A 16,799-nucleotide genomic window follows, 5' to 3' on the forward strand; every position below is an offset into this window, starting at 1 on the left:
GGCTCGGAGGCTGAGAATGAATTCATATCGCGTACCCCAACTAGCAAAGAAATATACGGATTACGACATGATTCGACAACATACGGAAATCCCATCATTTCCGGATAGCCGGGCACGTCTGTTGCAGGTATTTGTGGGCCGCACAGACGAAAAGGTGCATCAAGAGTTATATGCTCTTGCAACTTCGCTCGTTCAGTTGGCCATGGATACGCATGATCGAATCGATACCATTTCCGGTGAGCGGAAAGAGCAGGAGATGCGTTCACGTCAGTTGAATGTACTCGCCGGGGATTATTTAAGTAGCCGTTTTTATCAATTGCTTGCCCAAGCGGGCAGAATTGAAATGATTGGCAAACTCAGTGGTGCTGTATCCGGAGTGAACGCACGCAAGATGACGCTGTATGAACGGATGAAGAAGCTTCTCGTTTCGGCTGATGAATACTTGCGTGAAACGGTACAGCTGAGGATGCAGCTGTTTCTTTCATTTACAGGCATGATTCAACATAACGAAGAGTCATTATGGAACAGCCTGTTGACCGAATTCAGCTCCTGCGAAACGATCGTGGAAGAACTGAAGCGGATGAATGACGCAAAACAATATCTTCATAGCTATGCATATTGGCACATATACGAGCATGGTAATGACGATGAGCGCAATGTGTTGCGTCACTCTGAACCGGATGCACGTGCATGGAACGCTATGGTGCTGAAGCATAGGGTTGGCGAGGTTTTGCTGGACAAGCTTCGCGAGTGTACACACCGCATTCAACTGTTGTTGCAAGACGAGGAAGGGCGGATGGGCTTGCATGAGATACATGCAATTCTAGAGCCTTACTTGGCATATTTGCAGCCTTCACATGCGGCAGTAAGGGAAGATTGAGGGGGAGACAGACGAATGGGGAGCGGAGAGACCAAACCGAAAGAAGAATATGTCCATTCGGTTTTTCAGAGTATAGCCGGAAAATATGATGTCATGAATGATATTCTGAGTTTCCGCAGGCATAAGGCTTGGCGTAAATTCACCATGAAAAAGATGAATATGTCCAAAGGCGATACCGGTCTTGATTTGTGCTGCGGCACATGTGACTGGACGCTTGCTATGGCAGAGGCAAGTGAAACGGGGCACATGCACGGACTTGATTTTAGCAGCAACATGCTGGAGGTTGGCCAGACAAAGATCAATGCGGTGCAACGTCAGAAGCAGATTACCCTGACACAGGGAAATGCCATGTCACTTCCTTTCGAAGACAATTCATTTGATTATGTGACGATTGGGTTCGGGCTGCGCAATGTACCTGATCTCAGGCAAGTGTTGTCTGAAATGAAACGTGTGGTCAAACCGGGCGGTATGGTTGTGTGCCTGGAATTGTCCAAGCCAACATGGCAGCCGTTTAAAGGCATTTATTATTTTTATTTTGAGAAGGTTTTACCGAATCTTGCCAAAGTGTTTGCTAAAAGTTTTGAGCAGTACAAATGGCTGCCGGACTCACTGGCCATTTTCCCAGGAAGGCAGGAACTGGCAGACATTTTTGCAGAAACTGGATTACAACAAGTGCAGGCCTACCCTCTGACCGGAGGTATCGCGGCACTGCATATTGGAACCAAGGAGAATCAGCATGTTTAGGAAAATTCGCATCTTTTTAGAAATGATCAAGATTGAACACACGCTTTTTGCTTTACCTTTTGCATTTATGGGGGCCATTCTCGGCTCCATGGTAGTGAATAATACCTTCCCAAGCTGGATGCAGATCATGTGGGTATTGCTTGCGATGGTCGGCGCACGTAGTGCGGCTTTTGGTTTGAACCGAATTATTGACCAAGCGATTGATGGTAAAAACCCGCGTACCGCGATGAGAGCCATCCCGGCAGGACTGTTGAAAAATGGGGAAGTTGTTATATTTGTCATTATCTCATTTGTATTGTTATTCTGGGCCTCATCCAATCTTAATGTATTATCCATGCAGCTGTTGCCTATTGCTGTGTTTATGTTGGTATTGTATTCGTACACCAAACGATTCACATGGTTATGCCACGTCGTTCTCGGAATGACGATTGGTTTGGCACCACTTGGTGGCTGGGTAGCTGTAACAGGAACGATGGATTGGACAGCGATTGTGCTGTACGTTACGATTGTGTTCTGGACAGCGGGCTTTGATATTATCTATGCATGTCAGGATCTGGAATTCGATCAGGGAGAGGGTCTTCACTCCATACCTTCGCGTTTTGGCCTGGTTAAATCCTTGCAGATCGCCAAGTTCTTCCATGTGATTACTGCAATTGGTTTTCTTGCGTTATTGTTGATGACAGATCTGAGCTGGTGGTATGGCGCAGGCATGTTGGTGACGTATGGAATTCTGTTCTATCAACACTATATTGTATCGCCTAATGATATGAGCCGTGTTCAAACGGCGTTTTTTACCATGAACAGTTTGCTTAGTTTAATCGTATTTACGTTCACTCTGATTGATCTGGCGGTGAAATAAATGGTACAGCAGCCGGACAATAAACGACTGGTTGTCGGAATTACCGGAGCGAGTGGCAGCATATATGGCATTCGATTAATTGAAACGCTGCTTGATTTGGAATATAACGTTCATCTGGTCATATCCAATGCAGGGTGGCGTGTACTGAAAGAAGAATTGGATTGGGATGTGACGAATCGGGACGCAGTGCTGGAAGAAAAATTCGGCAACCGTGCCGGTTCTCTGATCTATCATCCTGTGAGTGATATAGGGGCCTCCATTGCAAGTGGTTCTTATCTGGCCGATGGCATGATTATCATGCCATGTTCGATGGGAACTCTTTCGTCCATCGCGCAGGGATCGTCGGATAATCTGATGTCTCGCGCAGCCGATGTTATGATGAAAGAGGGAAGAACATTGATCCTCGTACCACGTGAGACGCCTCTTCATGCAATCCATCTGGAGAACATGCTGAAGCTTTCTCGTCTTGGTGTGCGAATGATACCGGCTATGCCTGCTTTTTATTACAAACCTCAGACTATGGATGAGTTGATTCTGTTTTTGGTGGGGAAAGTGCTGGATAGCTTGCGCATCCCACATCAACTGTTTACAAGATGGGGAGAACCGGATGAACGGGGATAACGACTGAGTTCGATACAAGGCTGTTTTTTGCCAAAGTGTTGCTCGGTTTATTTGTCCCCCGAATCCCGGGGTATTGGTGAGCACTGATGGTGAGTCTTCATGAACCACAGTCTTGACCCATGCTCCGGCAACTTCTGTATTTTGTTTCAGAACAAGTCGCAGAGTTTAATTTTCGGGTGTCGGCTATGACATTCGGAGAAGAAAAACACGTTAGATTACCTTATAGAACAACACAAGCAAGAACGGTAAGCCGGGTTTTTCGTAATGCCTGCAGGCCCGACTTGCTGGAGGGGAAGGTAAGCATGAATTTATGGACTGACAATACGCTGATACGGGTGAACGAATGAAACTATTGGATATTTTCGGGTTGTTAAAAAAGGACATGGATTACATTGAGAAAGAGTTGTATCGCAGTGTTCGAGGAGAACAGAAGCTGCTGAGTGAAACGTCACTTCATTTGCTCAAAGCAGGAGGAAAACGGTTACGGCCTGTTTTTGTGTTACTTGGTGGGAAATTTGGTACATACGACATTGAACGTCTGAAGCTGGTTGCGGTTCCGCTGGAACTCATTCATTCGGCATCCCTCGTTCACGATGATGTCATTGATAATGCGGAGACACGCCGTGGCAAACCCACGGTGAAGTCAAAATGGGATAATCGGATTGCCATGTACACAGGAGACTATATCTACGGTAAGGCACTTGAAATGACTGCCGGATTATCCGATCCAGCTATTCATCGTATCCTTGCCAAAGCTATGGTACAGATGTCCATTGGTGAGATGGAGCAAATTCGCGATTTTTTCAATACGGGACAAAGTGTTCGTAACTATCTGCTGCGGATTCGCCGCAAAACAGCACTTCTGATTGCCGTTAGCTGTCAGTTAGGGGCATTGGCTACACGTGCGCCTGAGCATGTTTCTTCCCTGCTGTATACGTACGGATACAATGTGGGGATGGCTTTCCAGATCCAAGATGATGTACTTGATCTGGTAGGTACCGAGAAACAACTTGGCAAGCCACCTGGCAGTGACATGAAGCAAGGAAATATCACTCTTCCTGTACTTTATGCCCTAGAAGAATCCAATCTGCGGGAACCTTTGCTTAAGGAGATTTCCCGTGTCCAGCATGAAGAAGGACGGGCAAGTGCATGGGATGCAATTGGAATGATTCGCCAAAGTCAAGGAATTGCTAAAGCAGAAGCCCTTGCTGACCGATATATGAAGAAAGCGCTCGATGCTCTCGATCAGCTACCTAACATCAAGACGACCAAAAACCTGCGTGATATCGCTCATTTTGTGGTTAAACGTACGCATTAAACAATGTATGACCTTCAACTCTCGTATTACTCATACCCAAAGATGAACAGAACTGTGAGATTCCTCATTGGGAGGATTTGGACATGTATGTTACAATCAGAGGGATTGCGTTTACATAGTGATTAACTTTGAACCGTGAGTGAGGAGTGAGCTGATGGATCGTACATTTTTGATGGTGAAGCCGGATGGTGTGCAGCGTGGATTGATCGGTCGAATTATTAGCCGTCTGGAAGACAAAGGATTTAAGTTGGTGGCAGGCAAATTGGTACAGATGTCTGAGGATCAGGCAAAACGCCATTATGCTGAACATGAGGGTAAACCGTTTTTCGATGATTTGGTTCGTTTTATCACATCTGGGCCTGTATTTGCCATGGTGTGGGAAGGCGACGATATTGTGGCGCTTGCGCGCATCGTCATCGGAAAAACCAATGTGAAGGAAGCAGCTCCGGGTACCATTCGCGGAGACTTCGCCAGCCACACACCACATAATCTGATTCATGGGGCAGATTCACCGGAAAGTGCTTCCCGTGAAGCAGCAAATTTCTTTGCTTCAGATGAACTGGTGGTATACGACAAGAGCATCGCAGCCTGGTTGTAATTATTAGCCAAAAGGGTGATACACGATGCTGGAGCAAGAACAACTACTAGACCCGGATTACACCGGATTCATTCGTAAAATCAAAGAGAGCACAGGCATTGATCTTGCTCAATACAAGGAAGGCCAGATGAAAAGAAGGCTGACCACACTTCGCAACAAAAACGGGTTTCATACATTTTCTAACTTTTTTGAAGCTATGCAGAAAGATAAATCATTGTTCTACGAGTTCCTTGATCGTATGACGATTAACGTGTCGGAATTCTGGCGTAATCCCAATCGTTGGGAAGTGCTGCGGGACGAAATTCTGCCTGAGCTGCTGGGGTCCAAGCGTCGTGCTAAAGTTTGGAGTGCAGCCTGTTCAACAGGTGAAGAACCTTATACACTCGCCATGATTCTGGACACGATGGGCCTTTTGAAGGACAGCTCCATTACGGCAAGTGATCTGGATGAAGGCGCATTGGCCAAAGCCAAGGAAGGGCGTTATATGGAACGCTCACTTAAGGATGTGCCAAAGGAAACGGCGAACCGTTACTTCAAGCAGGATGGCTTGGTATACCGTATTGATGAGCAACTCAAAAATTCGATCAAGTTCATGAAACAAAATTTGCTGGTGGACCGTTTTGACGATGGGTACGATCTGATTGTGTGCCGAAATGTCATGATCTATTTTACCGAGGAAGCCAAAAATCTGTTGTATCATAAATTTGCAGCAAGTTTGCGTCCAGGCGGTATTTTGTTTGTGGGTAGTACGGAGCAGATCTTCTCCCCGGGACAATATGGTCTGGAGACAGCAGAGACATTCTTCTATCGGAAAAAATAATGATAATGGTTGTTCAGCCGTCTGAAGCACATGTACATGTGTTCAGGCGGTTATTTGTATACCAAGTACAAGAAAGAGCCGACTTTCTTGTCAAAGCCGGTCAGCTATACTATAATAAGCAAAGAAATTATGGGATTTTAGCAATGTGAAGTTTAACAGTTTAAAGGGGGAACGTATTATGAGTTTACGCTATTTAACCGCAGGGGAGACGCACGGACCCCAATTGACCGCTATTATTGAAGGATTGCCAAGTAATTTGACGATTGATTTTGAAGAACTGAATTTCCAGCTTCACCGCCGCCAAAAGGGATATGGCCGTGGACGCCGGATGCAGATCGAGAAGGATCAGGCGAATTTCGTTGGTGGTATCCGTCACGGATATACAACAGGTGCTCCGGTAGCGCTGGTTGTTCAAAATAACGACTGGAAACATTGGCAGAATATTATGAATATTGAGCCGATTGAAGGCAGTGACGAAGAAAAACGTCGCGTTCATCGTCCACGTCCAGGGCACGCTGATCTGAACGGTGGACTCAAGTATAATCTCAAAGACTTGCGTAACGTACTGGAGCGCTCCAGTGCACGTGAGACAACGGTACGTGTGGCATGTGGTGCCATTGCACGTCAATTCCTGGCTGAATTCGGAATCAAGGTAGCTGGACGTGTACTTCGTATTGGAGAGATCGAAGCTCCATATCAGGACCTTCCGATTGATGAACTGATCGCAGTGACAGAAGCTTCCTCTGTACGTGTTACGGATGCTGAGACAGAGAAGAAGATGGAAGCCTACATCGACCAGATTAAACAAGAAGGCGATTCCATCGGAGGAATAGTGGAATGTATCGTTGAAGGTGTACCTATTGGTCTTGGTAGTTATGTTCAATACGATCGCAAGCTGGATGCACGAATCGCTCAAGGCGTAATGTCCATTAATGCATTCAAAGGTGTAGAGATTGGTATCGGATTCGAAGCTGGAGTCATTCGGGGATCACAGGTGCATGATGAAATCATGCATACGGACGAGCGCGGCTACCACCGGGCAACCAACCGTCTGGGTGGGTTCGAAGGTGGTATGACAAACGGTATGCCAGTCGTTGTACGTGGTGTGATGAAGCCGATTCCAACGTTGTATAAGCCACTGCAAAGTGTCGATATTGATACAAAAGAAGCATTTACGGCTCAGGTTGAGCGCTCGGATGCTTGTGCTGTACCAGCAGCGAGTGTGGTTATGGAGCATGTTGTAGCGTGGGAAATTGCCAAGGCATTCCTGGAGAAATTCGGCGGGGATTCCATGGAAGAGATCCGTGCCAATGTTGCTAATTATAACGCTCAACTGGAGAATTACTAATATGCGTCAGCTGACGGTACAGTTGGAGGAACGCTCATATCCGATTCTGATTGGTAGCGGCCTATTGGCACAAGCCCCTCAATATTTTGAGCAATATGGCTTGACCAAAAAAAGTCCTCTACTCATCATTACAGATGAAAATGTGGCTCCCAAATACTTGTCAGGTTTGGAGCAAACGCTGCGTACGGCTGGTTATACAGTCGTATCGGCGGTTGTGCCCGCTGGTGAAACATCGAAATCCCTTTCGGTGTATCAGGATATGATGACCGTTGCGATCGAAGGCAAACTGGATCGGAGTTCTGCGATTCTGGCCCTAGGTGGTGGTGTCGTAGGTGATCTGGCTGGCTTTGTTGCCGCTACATATATGCGTGGAATCAAGTTTGTTCAAGTACCTACAACGATTTTGGCGCATGACAGCAGTGTAGGCGGCAAGGTGGCTGTCAATCATCCGCTGGCCAAAAATATGATCGGTGCATTTCACCAGCCCGAGCTTGTACTCTATGATGTGGACACACTTCAATCCTTGCCGTCGCGAGATGTATCGGCGGGGTTGTCAGAGATGTTGAAGCACGGACTGATCCGTGATGAGGCTTTTGCACATTGGTGTGAGGAACATGCGGAAGAACTGCTTGCGCTTAATCCGGAAGCACTTGGATACGGCTTGGAGCGTGGATGTGGCATTAAGGCAGAGATTGTATCCAGAGACGAACGGGAAAATGGTGAACGTGCGCTGTTGAACCTGGGACATACGATTGGTCATGCCATTGAAGCGATTGCCGGTTATGGAGAATTCCTGCACGGAGAAGCGATCTCGATCGGTATGGCTGGATCAGCATTGCTTGGTGAGAAGCTTGGTGCGCCAGCAGGGCTCTATGAAGATACAGTCCGCATGTTGCGTTCACTTCGCCTTCCAACAACGATGCCTGCGCATCTCGACACGGATGCACTAATGGAAGCGATGATGCATGACAAAAAGTTCCGTGAAGGTCATATGGTGTTTATCATTCCTGATCGGATTGGGGCTGCAAGAATTGTGAAGGACGTACCTGTGTCGGCAGTTCGGGACGTCATTGAAATGCTCAGGAAGGGAGAATGACAGCAATGGTCACACGGGGAATTCGCGGGGCTACAACGGTCACGCAGAACAACGAAGAACAGATTTTGAAGGAAACGGCTGTATTGTTGCAGGAGATCGTGGATCGCAATGAGATCCAACCGGAAGATATCTGCAGTGTGTGGATTACGTTAACTGGGGATCTGGATGCTGCATTCCCGGCAAAAGCTATTCGCCAACTGGATGGCTGGGAACTCGTACCACTAATGTGTGCACTGGAGGTTCCTGTTAAAGATGCCTTGGCGCAGTGCATTCGTTTCATGGTGCATGTCAATACAAACAAAGCTCAGAATGAAATCAACCATGTGTATCTAAACGGTGCACAGGCATTACGTCCGGATTTGGCAACACCTTCTGGCTCTTAAGTAGTGGGTTGTCAAACCGATCATAATGATGTATAGTGAGAACCAGTTGAGTAGAGTAGAGATTGAGCTGAGAGCAGCTGAGCTAGTGGAGTATTAGCAGAGTCCAGTGGGTGGTAACCGGGGCAACAGAAACCGGTCAACTGATTCACGGTACGTCGTGCTACGGAATAGGTAACAGGAACAGGGAAAATAAACGTGTCATTGGACATCTTTATTTTGATATATTATTTTGGTATAAACACAATCAATGCACTTTCCTATATTTTACGAAATATTGGAATGAGTAGTTGAAGTGTTATAACTGATATATTTTCCCGAATTGGATGATGTGAGATGCATTAATTCAGCGACCTGTGAATAATCCGACGGCGAAGTATAGGGACTTGTTATTTATGAAGCATCACCCTGTTGAATACAGCTTATAACCAAACCTCTACCTGATGGTAGAGGTTTTTTTTACATATAACCTTTTCTTCTACCCTTATAGGTTCAACTAAACTTTTTACACAAACGGAGAGGACAGAAATAACCTGTTGAAGCGGAGCGTTCGCCTAAAAGCTTTCTGAAAGAAAGCTACATCGGAAGCATACGCTATCACCGGATTTTCCCTTTAGAAAGGGAGTCAAAAAAATCTGGGGATAACAGCGATCGGAAGGTTGTTCTGTCATCGGAGTGTTCAGTGTAAACCTCTCTAGTTGAACTTATATAAATCTGAAAGGACGTGATTTGATGATAACGCCAAACGTTAATCAAGTACTGAAAATGTCGAATGAGTATAATCTGATTCCGGTAGTCAAACGGATTCTGGCAGATATGGAGACTCCGATTCGTATATTCCGCCGTTATGCTGACAACGACCGGGCATTCCTGCTGGAAAGTGTAGAGGGTGGTATTCAATGGGCGAGATACTCGTTCATCGGTACAGATCCGTTCCTGATGATTTCGGCCAAGAAGGGCCGGATTGTTGTAGAAGAAGCAGGGAAGACTCGTGAATTGCCAGGCAAACCGATCGAAGAACTGAAAGCACTGCTGCGTAAGTACCGCAGTCCAAAAGATGATGAACTGCCACCATTCACAGGTGGGGCAATTGGTTTCTTCGGATATGATCTGCTGTCCTATTATGAGAAGCTTCCAGCCCACGCGCTGGATGATCTGAATATGGATGACATCCGTTTTATGTTCTGTGACCAGATTATCGTGTTTGACCATGTGAAGCAGCAGATGTTGCTCGTTGGTAATGTACACGTCAAGGACGGTGCAACGGATGACGAGATACGTCAAGCGTATGCAGTGACTTCGGAGAAGCTGGAGCAGGCCGCAGAACGTTTGCAGCAGCAAGGACCAGGGGAGAACCTGAATCCGCGTTCCATTCCGGGAGACATTGAACTGGGTGACATCCGCTCGAACCTCACGAAAGAGCAGTTTATCGGTAATGTGGAGCAAGCCAAAGATTACATTCGCGCAGGTGATATTTTTCAAGTGGTATTATCCCAGCGTTTCCACATTGATACGGAAGTTTCTCCGCTTCACGTGTATCGTGTGCTTCGGACCCTGAATCCATCACCTTATATGTACTACCTCAAAATGGATGATGAGATTATCGTGGGTACTTCGCCTGAAGCGCTGGTCAAGGTGGACGGGAATCGTGTGGAGACACGACCGATTGCAGGCACACGTCCAAGGGGGGCAACCGAAGCGGAAGATCGTGCACTCGCTGCTGATCTGCTCCAGGATGAGAAGGAACGCGCGGAGCATCTGATGCTGGTTGATCTGGGGCGTAACGATCTGGGCCGGGTATCCAGCTTTGGCAGTGTGAAGTGTGACATGTTCATGGAGATTGAACGGTATTCTCACGTGATGCACATGGTATCCAACGTTACGGGCGAGCTTAGAGAAGATAAGGATTTCTTCGATGCATTCCTCTCTTGCTTGCCAGCGGGTACCGTATCCGGTGCACCGAAACTGCGAGCAATGGAGATTATCGCGGAACTGGAGAAAGAGGCACGGGGTGCTTATGCAGGAGCAATCGGATACCTTGGTTTCTCGGGTAACATGGACTCCTGTATTACGATTCGTACGATTATTTTCAAAAAAGGAAAAGCATATGTACAGGCCGGAGCCGGAATCGTATGGGATTCTGTGCCTGAGAATGAATATGAGGAAACGGTTAACAAAGCTAAAGCATTGCTCAAAGCGATTCGAACAGCAGAAGCAATGTTTCCTGCCAAAGAAAAGGACAGCACGTTGAGACTGGCCAATGCAGACTACTTTGTCACACCAGCGGCCGCTAAGAACTGAGAGAGGAGAGACCGGAGATGAACATAAACCCAATAATGAATGAGAACCCTGGAACCCCCATTGCTGAGATCACTCGTGAGGAAGGCATGAAGAATGGCCTGGCGAAGATTCTAGAGGGCAGCCATCTGGAGCAAGCAGAAGCAAGAGATTTGATGTACTCGATTATGAGAGGTGAAGCAACGCCGGCTCAAATCGGAGGTTTGCTGATGGCACTGCGGATGAAGGGGGAAACGGTGGATGAGATCACCGGTTTTGCTGAAGCCATGCGTGGTCAGGGCGGACGAATTCTAACGGATGGTAGCGGCTTGCTGGATACGTGTGGAACAGGTGGATCGGGTATTCACAAATTCAATATTTCCACAGCATCCGCCATTATTGCTTCGGCCGTCTCGGTTCGGGTCGCCAAACATGGCAACCGTTCAGCTTCAGGCAAAGCGGGTAGTGCAGATGTATTAGAGGCACTCGGTGTAAATATCCATCTGAACGGGGAGCAGGCCAGACAATGTCTGGATGATATCGGAATCTGCTTCTGTTTTGCCCAGGTATATCACCCTTCCATGCGACATGCGGCAGGACCAAGAAAAGAGCTGGGTGTTCGTACCATTTTCAATATGCTCGGACCATTAACCAATCCTGCGGGAGCAGATCGCCAATTGCTTGGCCTGTATGATCGTTCCCGGACGCCGATGATTGCTGAAGTACTGAATCGCCTTGGTCTCAAAAGAGCGTTGGTTGTGGCCAGCCATGATGGTCTGGATGAAATCAGTATCTCGGCACCGACTCAGGTATCTGAACTTCGCAATGGTGAAGTGCATACCTATGATATTGATCCACGTGATATGGGCTTGTCCATGCATCCGCTCGAAGCGGTGCTTGGAGGAGATGCGGCACAGAATGCCGAAATTATTAAGAGGATCTTCCAGGGTGAGCAGAGTGCCTATCGCGATGTTGTTCTGTTGAACGCCGGAGCGTGCATCTATGTATCCGGTCTTGCAGATAGCATTGCTGAAGGAGTCACACTTGCCGCAGAAGCGGTAGATTCGGGCAAAGCTGCCGGGAAGCTTGAACAGTTAATTCATACAACGGAGGCGTACAGTCATGTATCTTGATCGAATCGTTGCAACCAAACATAAAGAAGTTGAAGTATTGGCACAGACATTTCGTATGGATGAGGCTATCCAAAAAATCGAACAACTACCCGCAACCCGGGGGTTTGAACAAGCACTATCAAGTGGACGCAATCGCAAACTCGGCCTTATTGCTGAAGTGAAGAAAGCTTCGCCATCCAAAGGGTTGATTCGCCCGGATTTTCATCCGGTAGAGATTGCTGCTGCTTATGAGCGAGCAGGTGCAGATTGCATCTCCGTATTAACGGATGTGTCGTATTTTCAAGGGAGCAATGAGTACTTGCAGGCGATCCATCAAGCGGTGAATATTCCGCTATTACGCAAGGATTTTATTATAGATGAACGACAGATTGCCGAGGCAAGATTACTGGGTGCGGATGCGATACTGCTGATTGCCAGTATTCTGACACCTGAACAGATTCGTCAATATCTGGAATTTGCCAAAAGTTTGGGGCTGGATGCCTTGATTGAAGTCCACGACCGAACAGAACTGGAGCAGGTATTGGAGATTCCGCAGGCAACACTAGTGGGCATCAACAATCGGAATTTGAAAACATTCGAAACCAGTCTGAACACGACACTGGATTTGATGGAATTGATTCCAAGTGGCGTTACCTTGATTAGCGAAAGTGGTATTGACGGACCAGAATCAACAGTACCTCTGATCCAGGCCGGTGTTCATGGTATTCTCGTAGGTGAGCATCTCATGCGCAAGGATGATGTCGAGGCGGCTGTATATGATCTGATGGGACCTAAATGATGAATACTTCCATACACGATGGCACAGGCGACAGTATGTCAGAACGGAGAAACCCGCTGCCAGCGGCCGTAAAAATATGTGGACTTCAGGACGTTGAAGTGCTAAAATCGATGATAAACTTGCCTGTGGATTACATTGGTGTTGTTTTTGCCAAATCACGCCGCCGAATCGAACCCGAGCAGGCTGCTGCATTAAGAACGGTGTTGTTCGAATGGTCTGCCTATGATCGGCCGAAGCTTGCGGGTGTATTTGTGAATCCTACGCTTGATGAACTGGAACACATTATGGACATTGCTCACCTGGATGTTATTCAGCTGCATGGACAGGAGACTGCGGAATTTTGCCAGCAGGTGAAGCAACGGTGGAATGCCAAAGTGTTCAAAGTTTTTTCTTTTCCCAAAGATGAAACGGGACCGGAAGCTGATGATGCAGCCATAAGGGCTCTTGATACTTATGATAAATTCGTGGATGCGATATTGCTTGATACCCATGATCCTCTATATGGAGGGGGCTCCGGGAAGACGTTTGCCTGGGAGCGAATCCCTGCCTATGCTGAATGGGCAAAAAGTCGCGAAATTGCTCTGTTCGTTGCAGGAGGTTTGCAGCCAGACAATGTACAACAACTAATACAGACATATGCACCTTTCGGCGTCGATGTATCCAGCGGCGTGGAGACTGAAGGTGTGAAGGATATTGCCAAAATTACAGCATTCGTAGAAAGGGTGAAGCAGGCATGACACATCAATTGCCGGATCAACACGGGCGTTTCGGTCACTTCGGAGGCCGCTTTGTACCTGAGACACTAATGAACGCACTCATAGAGTTGGAGGAGGCATATAGCCACTTCTCTGAAGATGAGGAATTCAACAAGGAACTGAACTATCTGCTAAGCGAGTATTCTGGACGTGAAACGCCATTGTATCATGCAGAGCAATTGTCACGCCGATTGGGCGGACCGAAAATTTATCTGAAACGTGAAGATCTCAATCATACAGGCGCGCACAAAATTAATAACGCCATTGGACAAGGTTTGTTAGCCAAACGGATGGGCAAAAAGAAAGTTATTGCCGAAACAGGTGCAGGTCAACATGGCGTTGCAACGGCAACCGTAGCCGCATTGCTTGGACTGGAATGCAAAGTATTTATGGGCGAAGAAGATACAGAGCGTCAGCAGTTAAACGTATTTCGGATGAAACTGCTCGGAGCAGAAGTGATTCCGGTGACGTCCGGAACACGGACACTGAAGGATGCTGGTAATGAAGCTCTTCGTTACTGGGTCAGCAATGTGGAGGATACGTTCTATGTGCTCGGATCAGTGGTTGGTCCTCATCCATATCCGATGATGGTGCGGAATTTCCAGCGTGTGATTGGTGATGAGACCCGTCGTCAGATTCAGGAGATCGAAGGACGTTTGCCGGATGTGATTGTAGCCGCTGTCGGTGGCGGAAGTAATGCGATCGGTATGTTCTATCCATTTATCGGCGATGAGGATGTGAAACTTGTTGGTGTTGAAGCCGCAGGCAAAGGGGTCGAAACCGAGTATCATGCGGCGACGATGACCAAAGGTACGCATGGTGTATTCCAGGGATCTATGAGTTACCTGCTGCAGGATGAGTATGGACAGGTTCAGCCAGCGCATTCCATCTCGGCCGGACTTGATTATCCGGGTGTTGGTCCGGAGCATTCCTATCTCAAGGATATTGAACGGGCAAAATATGTACCGATCACGGATCAGGAAGCACTGGATGCCCTGCAACTCCTATGTCGGACGGAGGGAATCATTCCTGCTCTGGAGTCTGCACATGCGGTAGCCCAAGTTGTCAAACTGGCGCCTGAACTAACAGCAGATGATATTGTAGTCATTTGTCTGTCGGGACGTGGAGACAAGGATGTTGAATCCATCATGAAATACACGGGAGGTGACTTGGGATGAATCTGATGGACCAGACCTTCCAGCAATTGAAGGAACAGAAGCGTACGGCACTTATTCCATTCTTAACCGTGGGAGACCCGGATGTGGACACAACGATTGATATCATCAAGGAGCTTGAACAGGCAGGAGCGGATATTTTGGAATTGGGCGTTCCCTATTCCGATCCGCTTGCGGATGGCCCAGTCATTCAGCGTGCTTCCGAACGTGCGCTGAAAAGCCAGATTACCATTCGTACTGTTATGGAAACCGCTGCAAAGGCTCGTAAGGCAGGTGTGAAACTGCCGTTTGTACTGTTCACCTATTATAATCCGGTATTGCAGACAGGACTGGATGTATTCTTTGATGAATTGGTCAAACACGATATTAGTGGCATGATCATTCCGGACCTGCCGATTGAGGAAGCGGAAGAGATGCGAGAACGCGCAAATCGTGCTGGTGTGCATCTGGTGCCGCTTGTTGCACCTACATCTAATGCCCGGATTGAGCGGATTGTAACGGGAGCGAGTGGCTTTATCTATTGTGTATCTTCTCTTGGCGTAACCGGAGAGAGAGCTTCCTTCTTTGATGGCGTTGAAAGCTTCATTGAGACGGTGAAAAGTCTGACAGACCTCCCTGTAGCGGTAGGTTTTGGTATCTCCAGTCATGAGCAGGTGGCACATTTCTCCCGCATCTGCGATGGCGTTGTTGTAGGTAGTGCCATTGTTCGTCAAGTGGAAGATGCGATTCCTCTGCTTGAAAATCCGGATACGCGTGCAACGGGACTGTTGCAAATTCGCAACTTTGTGGCACAATTAAAGGGATAGAGATGTCCTGAAGGACATCTTTTGGACACATGAGGTGCAGGCTGATTCGTGTCTAACATTATTTCAATAACAGGAGGCGGTCGGGTTGAAACCGAAATCCCAGATTGTCAATCTGCCTGTGTACCAGCCGGGCAAACCGATTGAAGAAGTGAAACGTGAACTGGGGCTTGAACAAGTCATCAAGCTGGCCTCCAACGAAAACCCGTACGGCAGTTCTCCTGCCGCCCTGGAAGCCATTACGAAAGAAATGACTAATATAAGCATATACCCAGACGGTAGCTCAGTTGAGCTGACGGGAGTTCTTGCCAAGCATCTTGGCGTTGAACGGAACAACTTAATATTTGGTTGTGGTTCCGATGAGATTATTGCTTTGATCACGAGAGCTTTCTTCTTGCCGGGTGACGAGACCATCATGGCAGATCAGACATTTTCTGTATATAAAAGCAATGCAGATATTGAGGGTGCCGTGTCCATCGAAGTACCTCTGAAAGATGGCACGCATGATCTGAGCGCGATGCTCGCGCAAATTAACGACAAAACCAAAGCAGTATGGGTGTGTAATCCAAATAATCCAACAGGTACGATTATCTCCGAGCAGGAACTTACAGCCTTTATGGACCGTGTGCCTGCTCATGTGATGGTCATACTGGACGAAGCTTATTATGAATTCGTAACCGATGAAGCATACCCGCAAAGTATACCATTGATCGAACGGTATCCGAACTTGGTCATCCTGCGGACATTCTCCAAAATTTACGGTTTGGCTTCGCTTCGGATCGGATATGGTATTGCACGTCCCGAAATTATTGATTTGATTAACCGTGTACGTGAACCGTTTAACACCTCACGTTTTGGACAGGTTGCTGCAACCGCTGCACTACTGGATCAGGATTTTGTTCAAGAGTGCTCGAAGCGGAATGCAACGGATCGGGATTACCTGCAAAATGAATTTACACGGCTCGGATTGTCGTATTTCCCTTCACAGGGTAATTTCATTATGGTTGATCTGAATATGCCTTCGGCAATTGCGTTCCAATCTTTGCTCAAACAAGGCATTATCGTTCGCTCAGGATTCCACGTATATCCAACTTACATTCGTGTGTCCGTCGGAACATCAGAACAGAACCGTGCATTTGTCACGGCACTGGAGAACACGCTGGCTGAGAAGGCGGTAACACGCCCTTAATACTGGCGATGAAAGAGTGAGGACC

General features: G+C 47.4%; 17 protein-coding genes. All 17 read left to right on the forward strand.

Features of this window, described 5'->3' with window-relative positions:
* The first annotated feature begins 16 nt into the window (after nucleotides 1-16).
* The 17 genes from IFU39_RS00880 (at nucleotide 17) to hisC (ending at nucleotide 16,774) form a co-directional block, all read left to right on the forward strand.
* A complete protein-coding gene (locus IFU39_RS00880; protein WP_105599411.1) occupies nucleotides 17-880 on the forward strand; it encodes a heptaprenyl diphosphate synthase component 1 in 864 nt (287 codons plus the stop codon).
* Nucleotides 881-895: 15 nt separating this feature from the next.
* Nucleotides 896-1,624, forward strand: coding sequence for a demethylmenaquinone methyltransferase (locus IFU39_RS00885; RefSeq protein WP_036607690.1), 729 nt, complete (start codon nucleotides 896-898; stop codon nucleotides 1,622-1,624).
* Nucleotides 1,617-2,483, forward strand: coding sequence for a UbiA-like polyprenyltransferase (locus IFU39_RS00890; protein ID WP_105599410.1), 867 nt, complete (start codon nucleotides 1,617-1,619; stop codon nucleotides 2,481-2,483). The genes IFU39_RS00885 and IFU39_RS00890 overlap by 8 nt, the downstream gene beginning before the upstream one ends.
* Nucleotides 2,484-3,104 (forward strand): UbiX family flavin prenyltransferase, encoded by a 621-nt coding sequence (locus IFU39_RS00895; protein WP_017687702.1) that lies wholly within the window; start codon nucleotides 2,484-2,486, stop codon nucleotides 3,102-3,104. It abuts the gene before it with no gap.
* A gap of 343 nt (nucleotides 3,105-3,447) precedes the next feature.
* On the forward strand, nucleotides 3,448-4,422 hold the full coding sequence (locus IFU39_RS00900; protein ID WP_192131012.1) for a polyprenyl synthetase family protein: 975 nt from the start codon (nucleotides 3,448-3,450) through the stop codon (nucleotides 4,420-4,422).
* Between the two features lie 154 nt (nucleotides 4,423-4,576).
* Nucleotides 4,577-5,020 (forward strand): nucleoside-diphosphate kinase, encoded by a 444-nt coding sequence (gene ndk, locus IFU39_RS00905; protein ID WP_017687704.1) that lies wholly within the window; start codon nucleotides 4,577-4,579, stop codon nucleotides 5,018-5,020.
* A gap of 25 nt (nucleotides 5,021-5,045) precedes the next feature.
* Nucleotides 5,046-5,840 (forward strand): CheR family methyltransferase, encoded by a 795-nt coding sequence (locus IFU39_RS00910; RefSeq protein ID WP_192131014.1) that lies wholly within the window; start codon nucleotides 5,046-5,048, stop codon nucleotides 5,838-5,840.
* A 178-nt stretch (nucleotides 5,841-6,018) separates the two neighbouring features.
* Complete coding sequence (gene aroC / locus IFU39_RS00915; protein WP_105599406.1) at nucleotides 6,019-7,188, forward strand: chorismate synthase; 1,170 nt, start codon at nucleotides 6,019-6,021, stop codon at nucleotides 7,186-7,188.
* A 1-nt stretch (nucleotide 7,189) separates the two neighbouring features.
* A complete protein-coding gene (gene aroB / locus IFU39_RS00920; protein WP_105599405.1) occupies nucleotides 7,190-8,284 on the forward strand; it encodes a 3-dehydroquinate synthase in 1,095 nt (364 codons plus the stop codon).
* Nucleotides 8,285-8,289: 5 nt separating this feature from the next.
* Nucleotides 8,290-8,667, forward strand: a complete 378-nt coding sequence (gene aroH / locus IFU39_RS00925; RefSeq protein ID WP_105600000.1) for a chorismate mutase — start codon at nucleotides 8,290-8,292, stop codon at nucleotides 8,665-8,667.
* A gap of 729 nt (nucleotides 8,668-9,396) precedes the next feature.
* The gene (trpE, locus tag IFU39_RS00930; protein ID WP_091018030.1) at nucleotides 9,397-10,965 is read left to right on the forward strand and encodes an anthranilate synthase component I; all 1,569 of its coding nucleotides are present in this window, start codon (nucleotides 9,397-9,399) and stop codon (nucleotides 10,963-10,965) included.
* A 68-nt stretch (nucleotides 10,966-11,033) separates the two neighbouring features.
* Nucleotides 11,034-12,074: an anthranilate phosphoribosyltransferase gene (gene trpD, locus IFU39_RS00935; protein WP_091018280.1), complete on the forward strand. Its 1,041-nt coding sequence runs from the start codon at nucleotides 11,034-11,036 to the stop codon at nucleotides 12,072-12,074.
* Entirely contained in the window at nucleotides 12,064-12,852 is a 789-nt protein-coding gene (gene trpC, locus IFU39_RS00940; RefSeq protein ID WP_076250003.1) for an indole-3-glycerol phosphate synthase TrpC, read from the forward strand. The genes trpD and trpC overlap by 11 nt, the downstream gene beginning before the upstream one ends.
* Before the next feature lie 35 nt (nucleotides 12,853-12,887).
* Nucleotides 12,888-13,589, forward strand: coding sequence for a phosphoribosylanthranilate isomerase (locus tag IFU39_RS00945; protein WP_091018278.1), 702 nt, complete (start codon nucleotides 12,888-12,890; stop codon nucleotides 13,587-13,589).
* Complete coding sequence (trpB, locus tag IFU39_RS00950; RefSeq protein WP_091018026.1) at nucleotides 13,586-14,785, forward strand: tryptophan synthase subunit beta; 1,200 nt, start codon at nucleotides 13,586-13,588, stop codon at nucleotides 14,783-14,785. Before IFU39_RS00945 ends, trpB begins: the two co-directional genes overlap by 4 nt.
* Complete coding sequence (gene trpA / locus IFU39_RS00955) at nucleotides 14,782-15,588, forward strand: tryptophan synthase subunit alpha (protein ID WP_091018024.1); 807 nt, start codon at nucleotides 14,782-14,784, stop codon at nucleotides 15,586-15,588. Before trpB ends, trpA begins: the two co-directional genes overlap by 4 nt.
* Nucleotides 15,589-15,673: 85 nt before the next feature.
* Nucleotides 15,674-16,774, forward strand: a complete 1,101-nt coding sequence (gene hisC, locus IFU39_RS00960) for a histidinol-phosphate transaminase (protein WP_091018022.1) — start codon at nucleotides 15,674-15,676, stop codon at nucleotides 16,772-16,774.
* The last annotated feature ends 25 nt before the right edge of the window (nucleotides 16,775-16,799 follow it).

It is taken from the genome of Paenibacillus sp. CFBP 13594, assembly GCF_014842675.1.
In the GTDB taxonomy this organism is placed as follows: Bacteria; Bacillota; Bacilli; order Paenibacillales; family Paenibacillaceae; genus Paenibacillus; species Paenibacillus amylolyticus_B.

Excerpts from the sequence above, each read along its gene's own strand:
- IFU39_RS00880 (WP_105599411.1), top strand. The coding sequence starts at position 17 with ATGAATTCATATCGCGTACCCCAACTAGCAAAGAAATATACGGATTAC.
- IFU39_RS00885 (WP_036607690.1), top strand. The coding sequence starts at position 896 with ATGGGGAGCGGAGAGACCAAACCGAAAGAAGAATATGTCCATTCGGTT.
- IFU39_RS00890 (WP_105599410.1), top strand. The coding sequence starts at position 1,617 with ATGTTTAGGAAAATTCGCATCTTTTTAGAAATGATCAAGATTGAACAC.
- IFU39_RS00895 (WP_017687702.1), top strand. The coding sequence starts at position 2,484 with ATGGTACAGCAGCCGGACAATAAACGACTGGTTGTCGGAATTACCGGA.
- IFU39_RS00900 (WP_192131012.1), top strand. The coding sequence starts at position 3,448 with ATGAAACTATTGGATATTTTCGGGTTGTTAAAAAAGGACATGGATTAC.
- ndk (WP_017687704.1), top strand. The coding sequence starts at position 4,577 with ATGGATCGTACATTTTTGATGGTGAAGCCGGATGGTGTGCAGCGTGGA.
- IFU39_RS00910 (WP_192131014.1), top strand. The coding sequence starts at position 5,046 with ATGCTGGAGCAAGAACAACTACTAGACCCGGATTACACCGGATTCATT.
- aroC (WP_105599406.1), top strand. The coding sequence starts at position 6,019 with ATGAGTTTACGCTATTTAACCGCAGGGGAGACGCACGGACCCCAATTG.
- aroB (WP_105599405.1), top strand. The coding sequence starts at position 7,190 with ATGCGTCAGCTGACGGTACAGTTGGAGGAACGCTCATATCCGATTCTG.
- aroH (WP_105600000.1), top strand. The coding sequence starts at position 8,290 with ATGGTCACACGGGGAATTCGCGGGGCTACAACGGTCACGCAGAACAAC.
- trpE (WP_091018030.1), top strand. The coding sequence starts at position 9,397 with ATGATAACGCCAAACGTTAATCAAGTACTGAAAATGTCGAATGAGTAT.
- trpC (WP_076250003.1), top strand. The coding sequence starts at position 12,064 with ATGTATCTTGATCGAATCGTTGCAACCAAACATAAAGAAGTTGAAGTA.
- IFU39_RS00945 (WP_091018278.1), top strand. The coding sequence starts at position 12,888 with ATGTCAGAACGGAGAAACCCGCTGCCAGCGGCCGTAAAAATATGTGGA.
- trpB (WP_091018026.1), top strand. The coding sequence starts at position 13,586 with ATGACACATCAATTGCCGGATCAACACGGGCGTTTCGGTCACTTCGGA.
- trpA (WP_091018024.1), top strand. The coding sequence starts at position 14,782 with ATGAATCTGATGGACCAGACCTTCCAGCAATTGAAGGAACAGAAGCGT.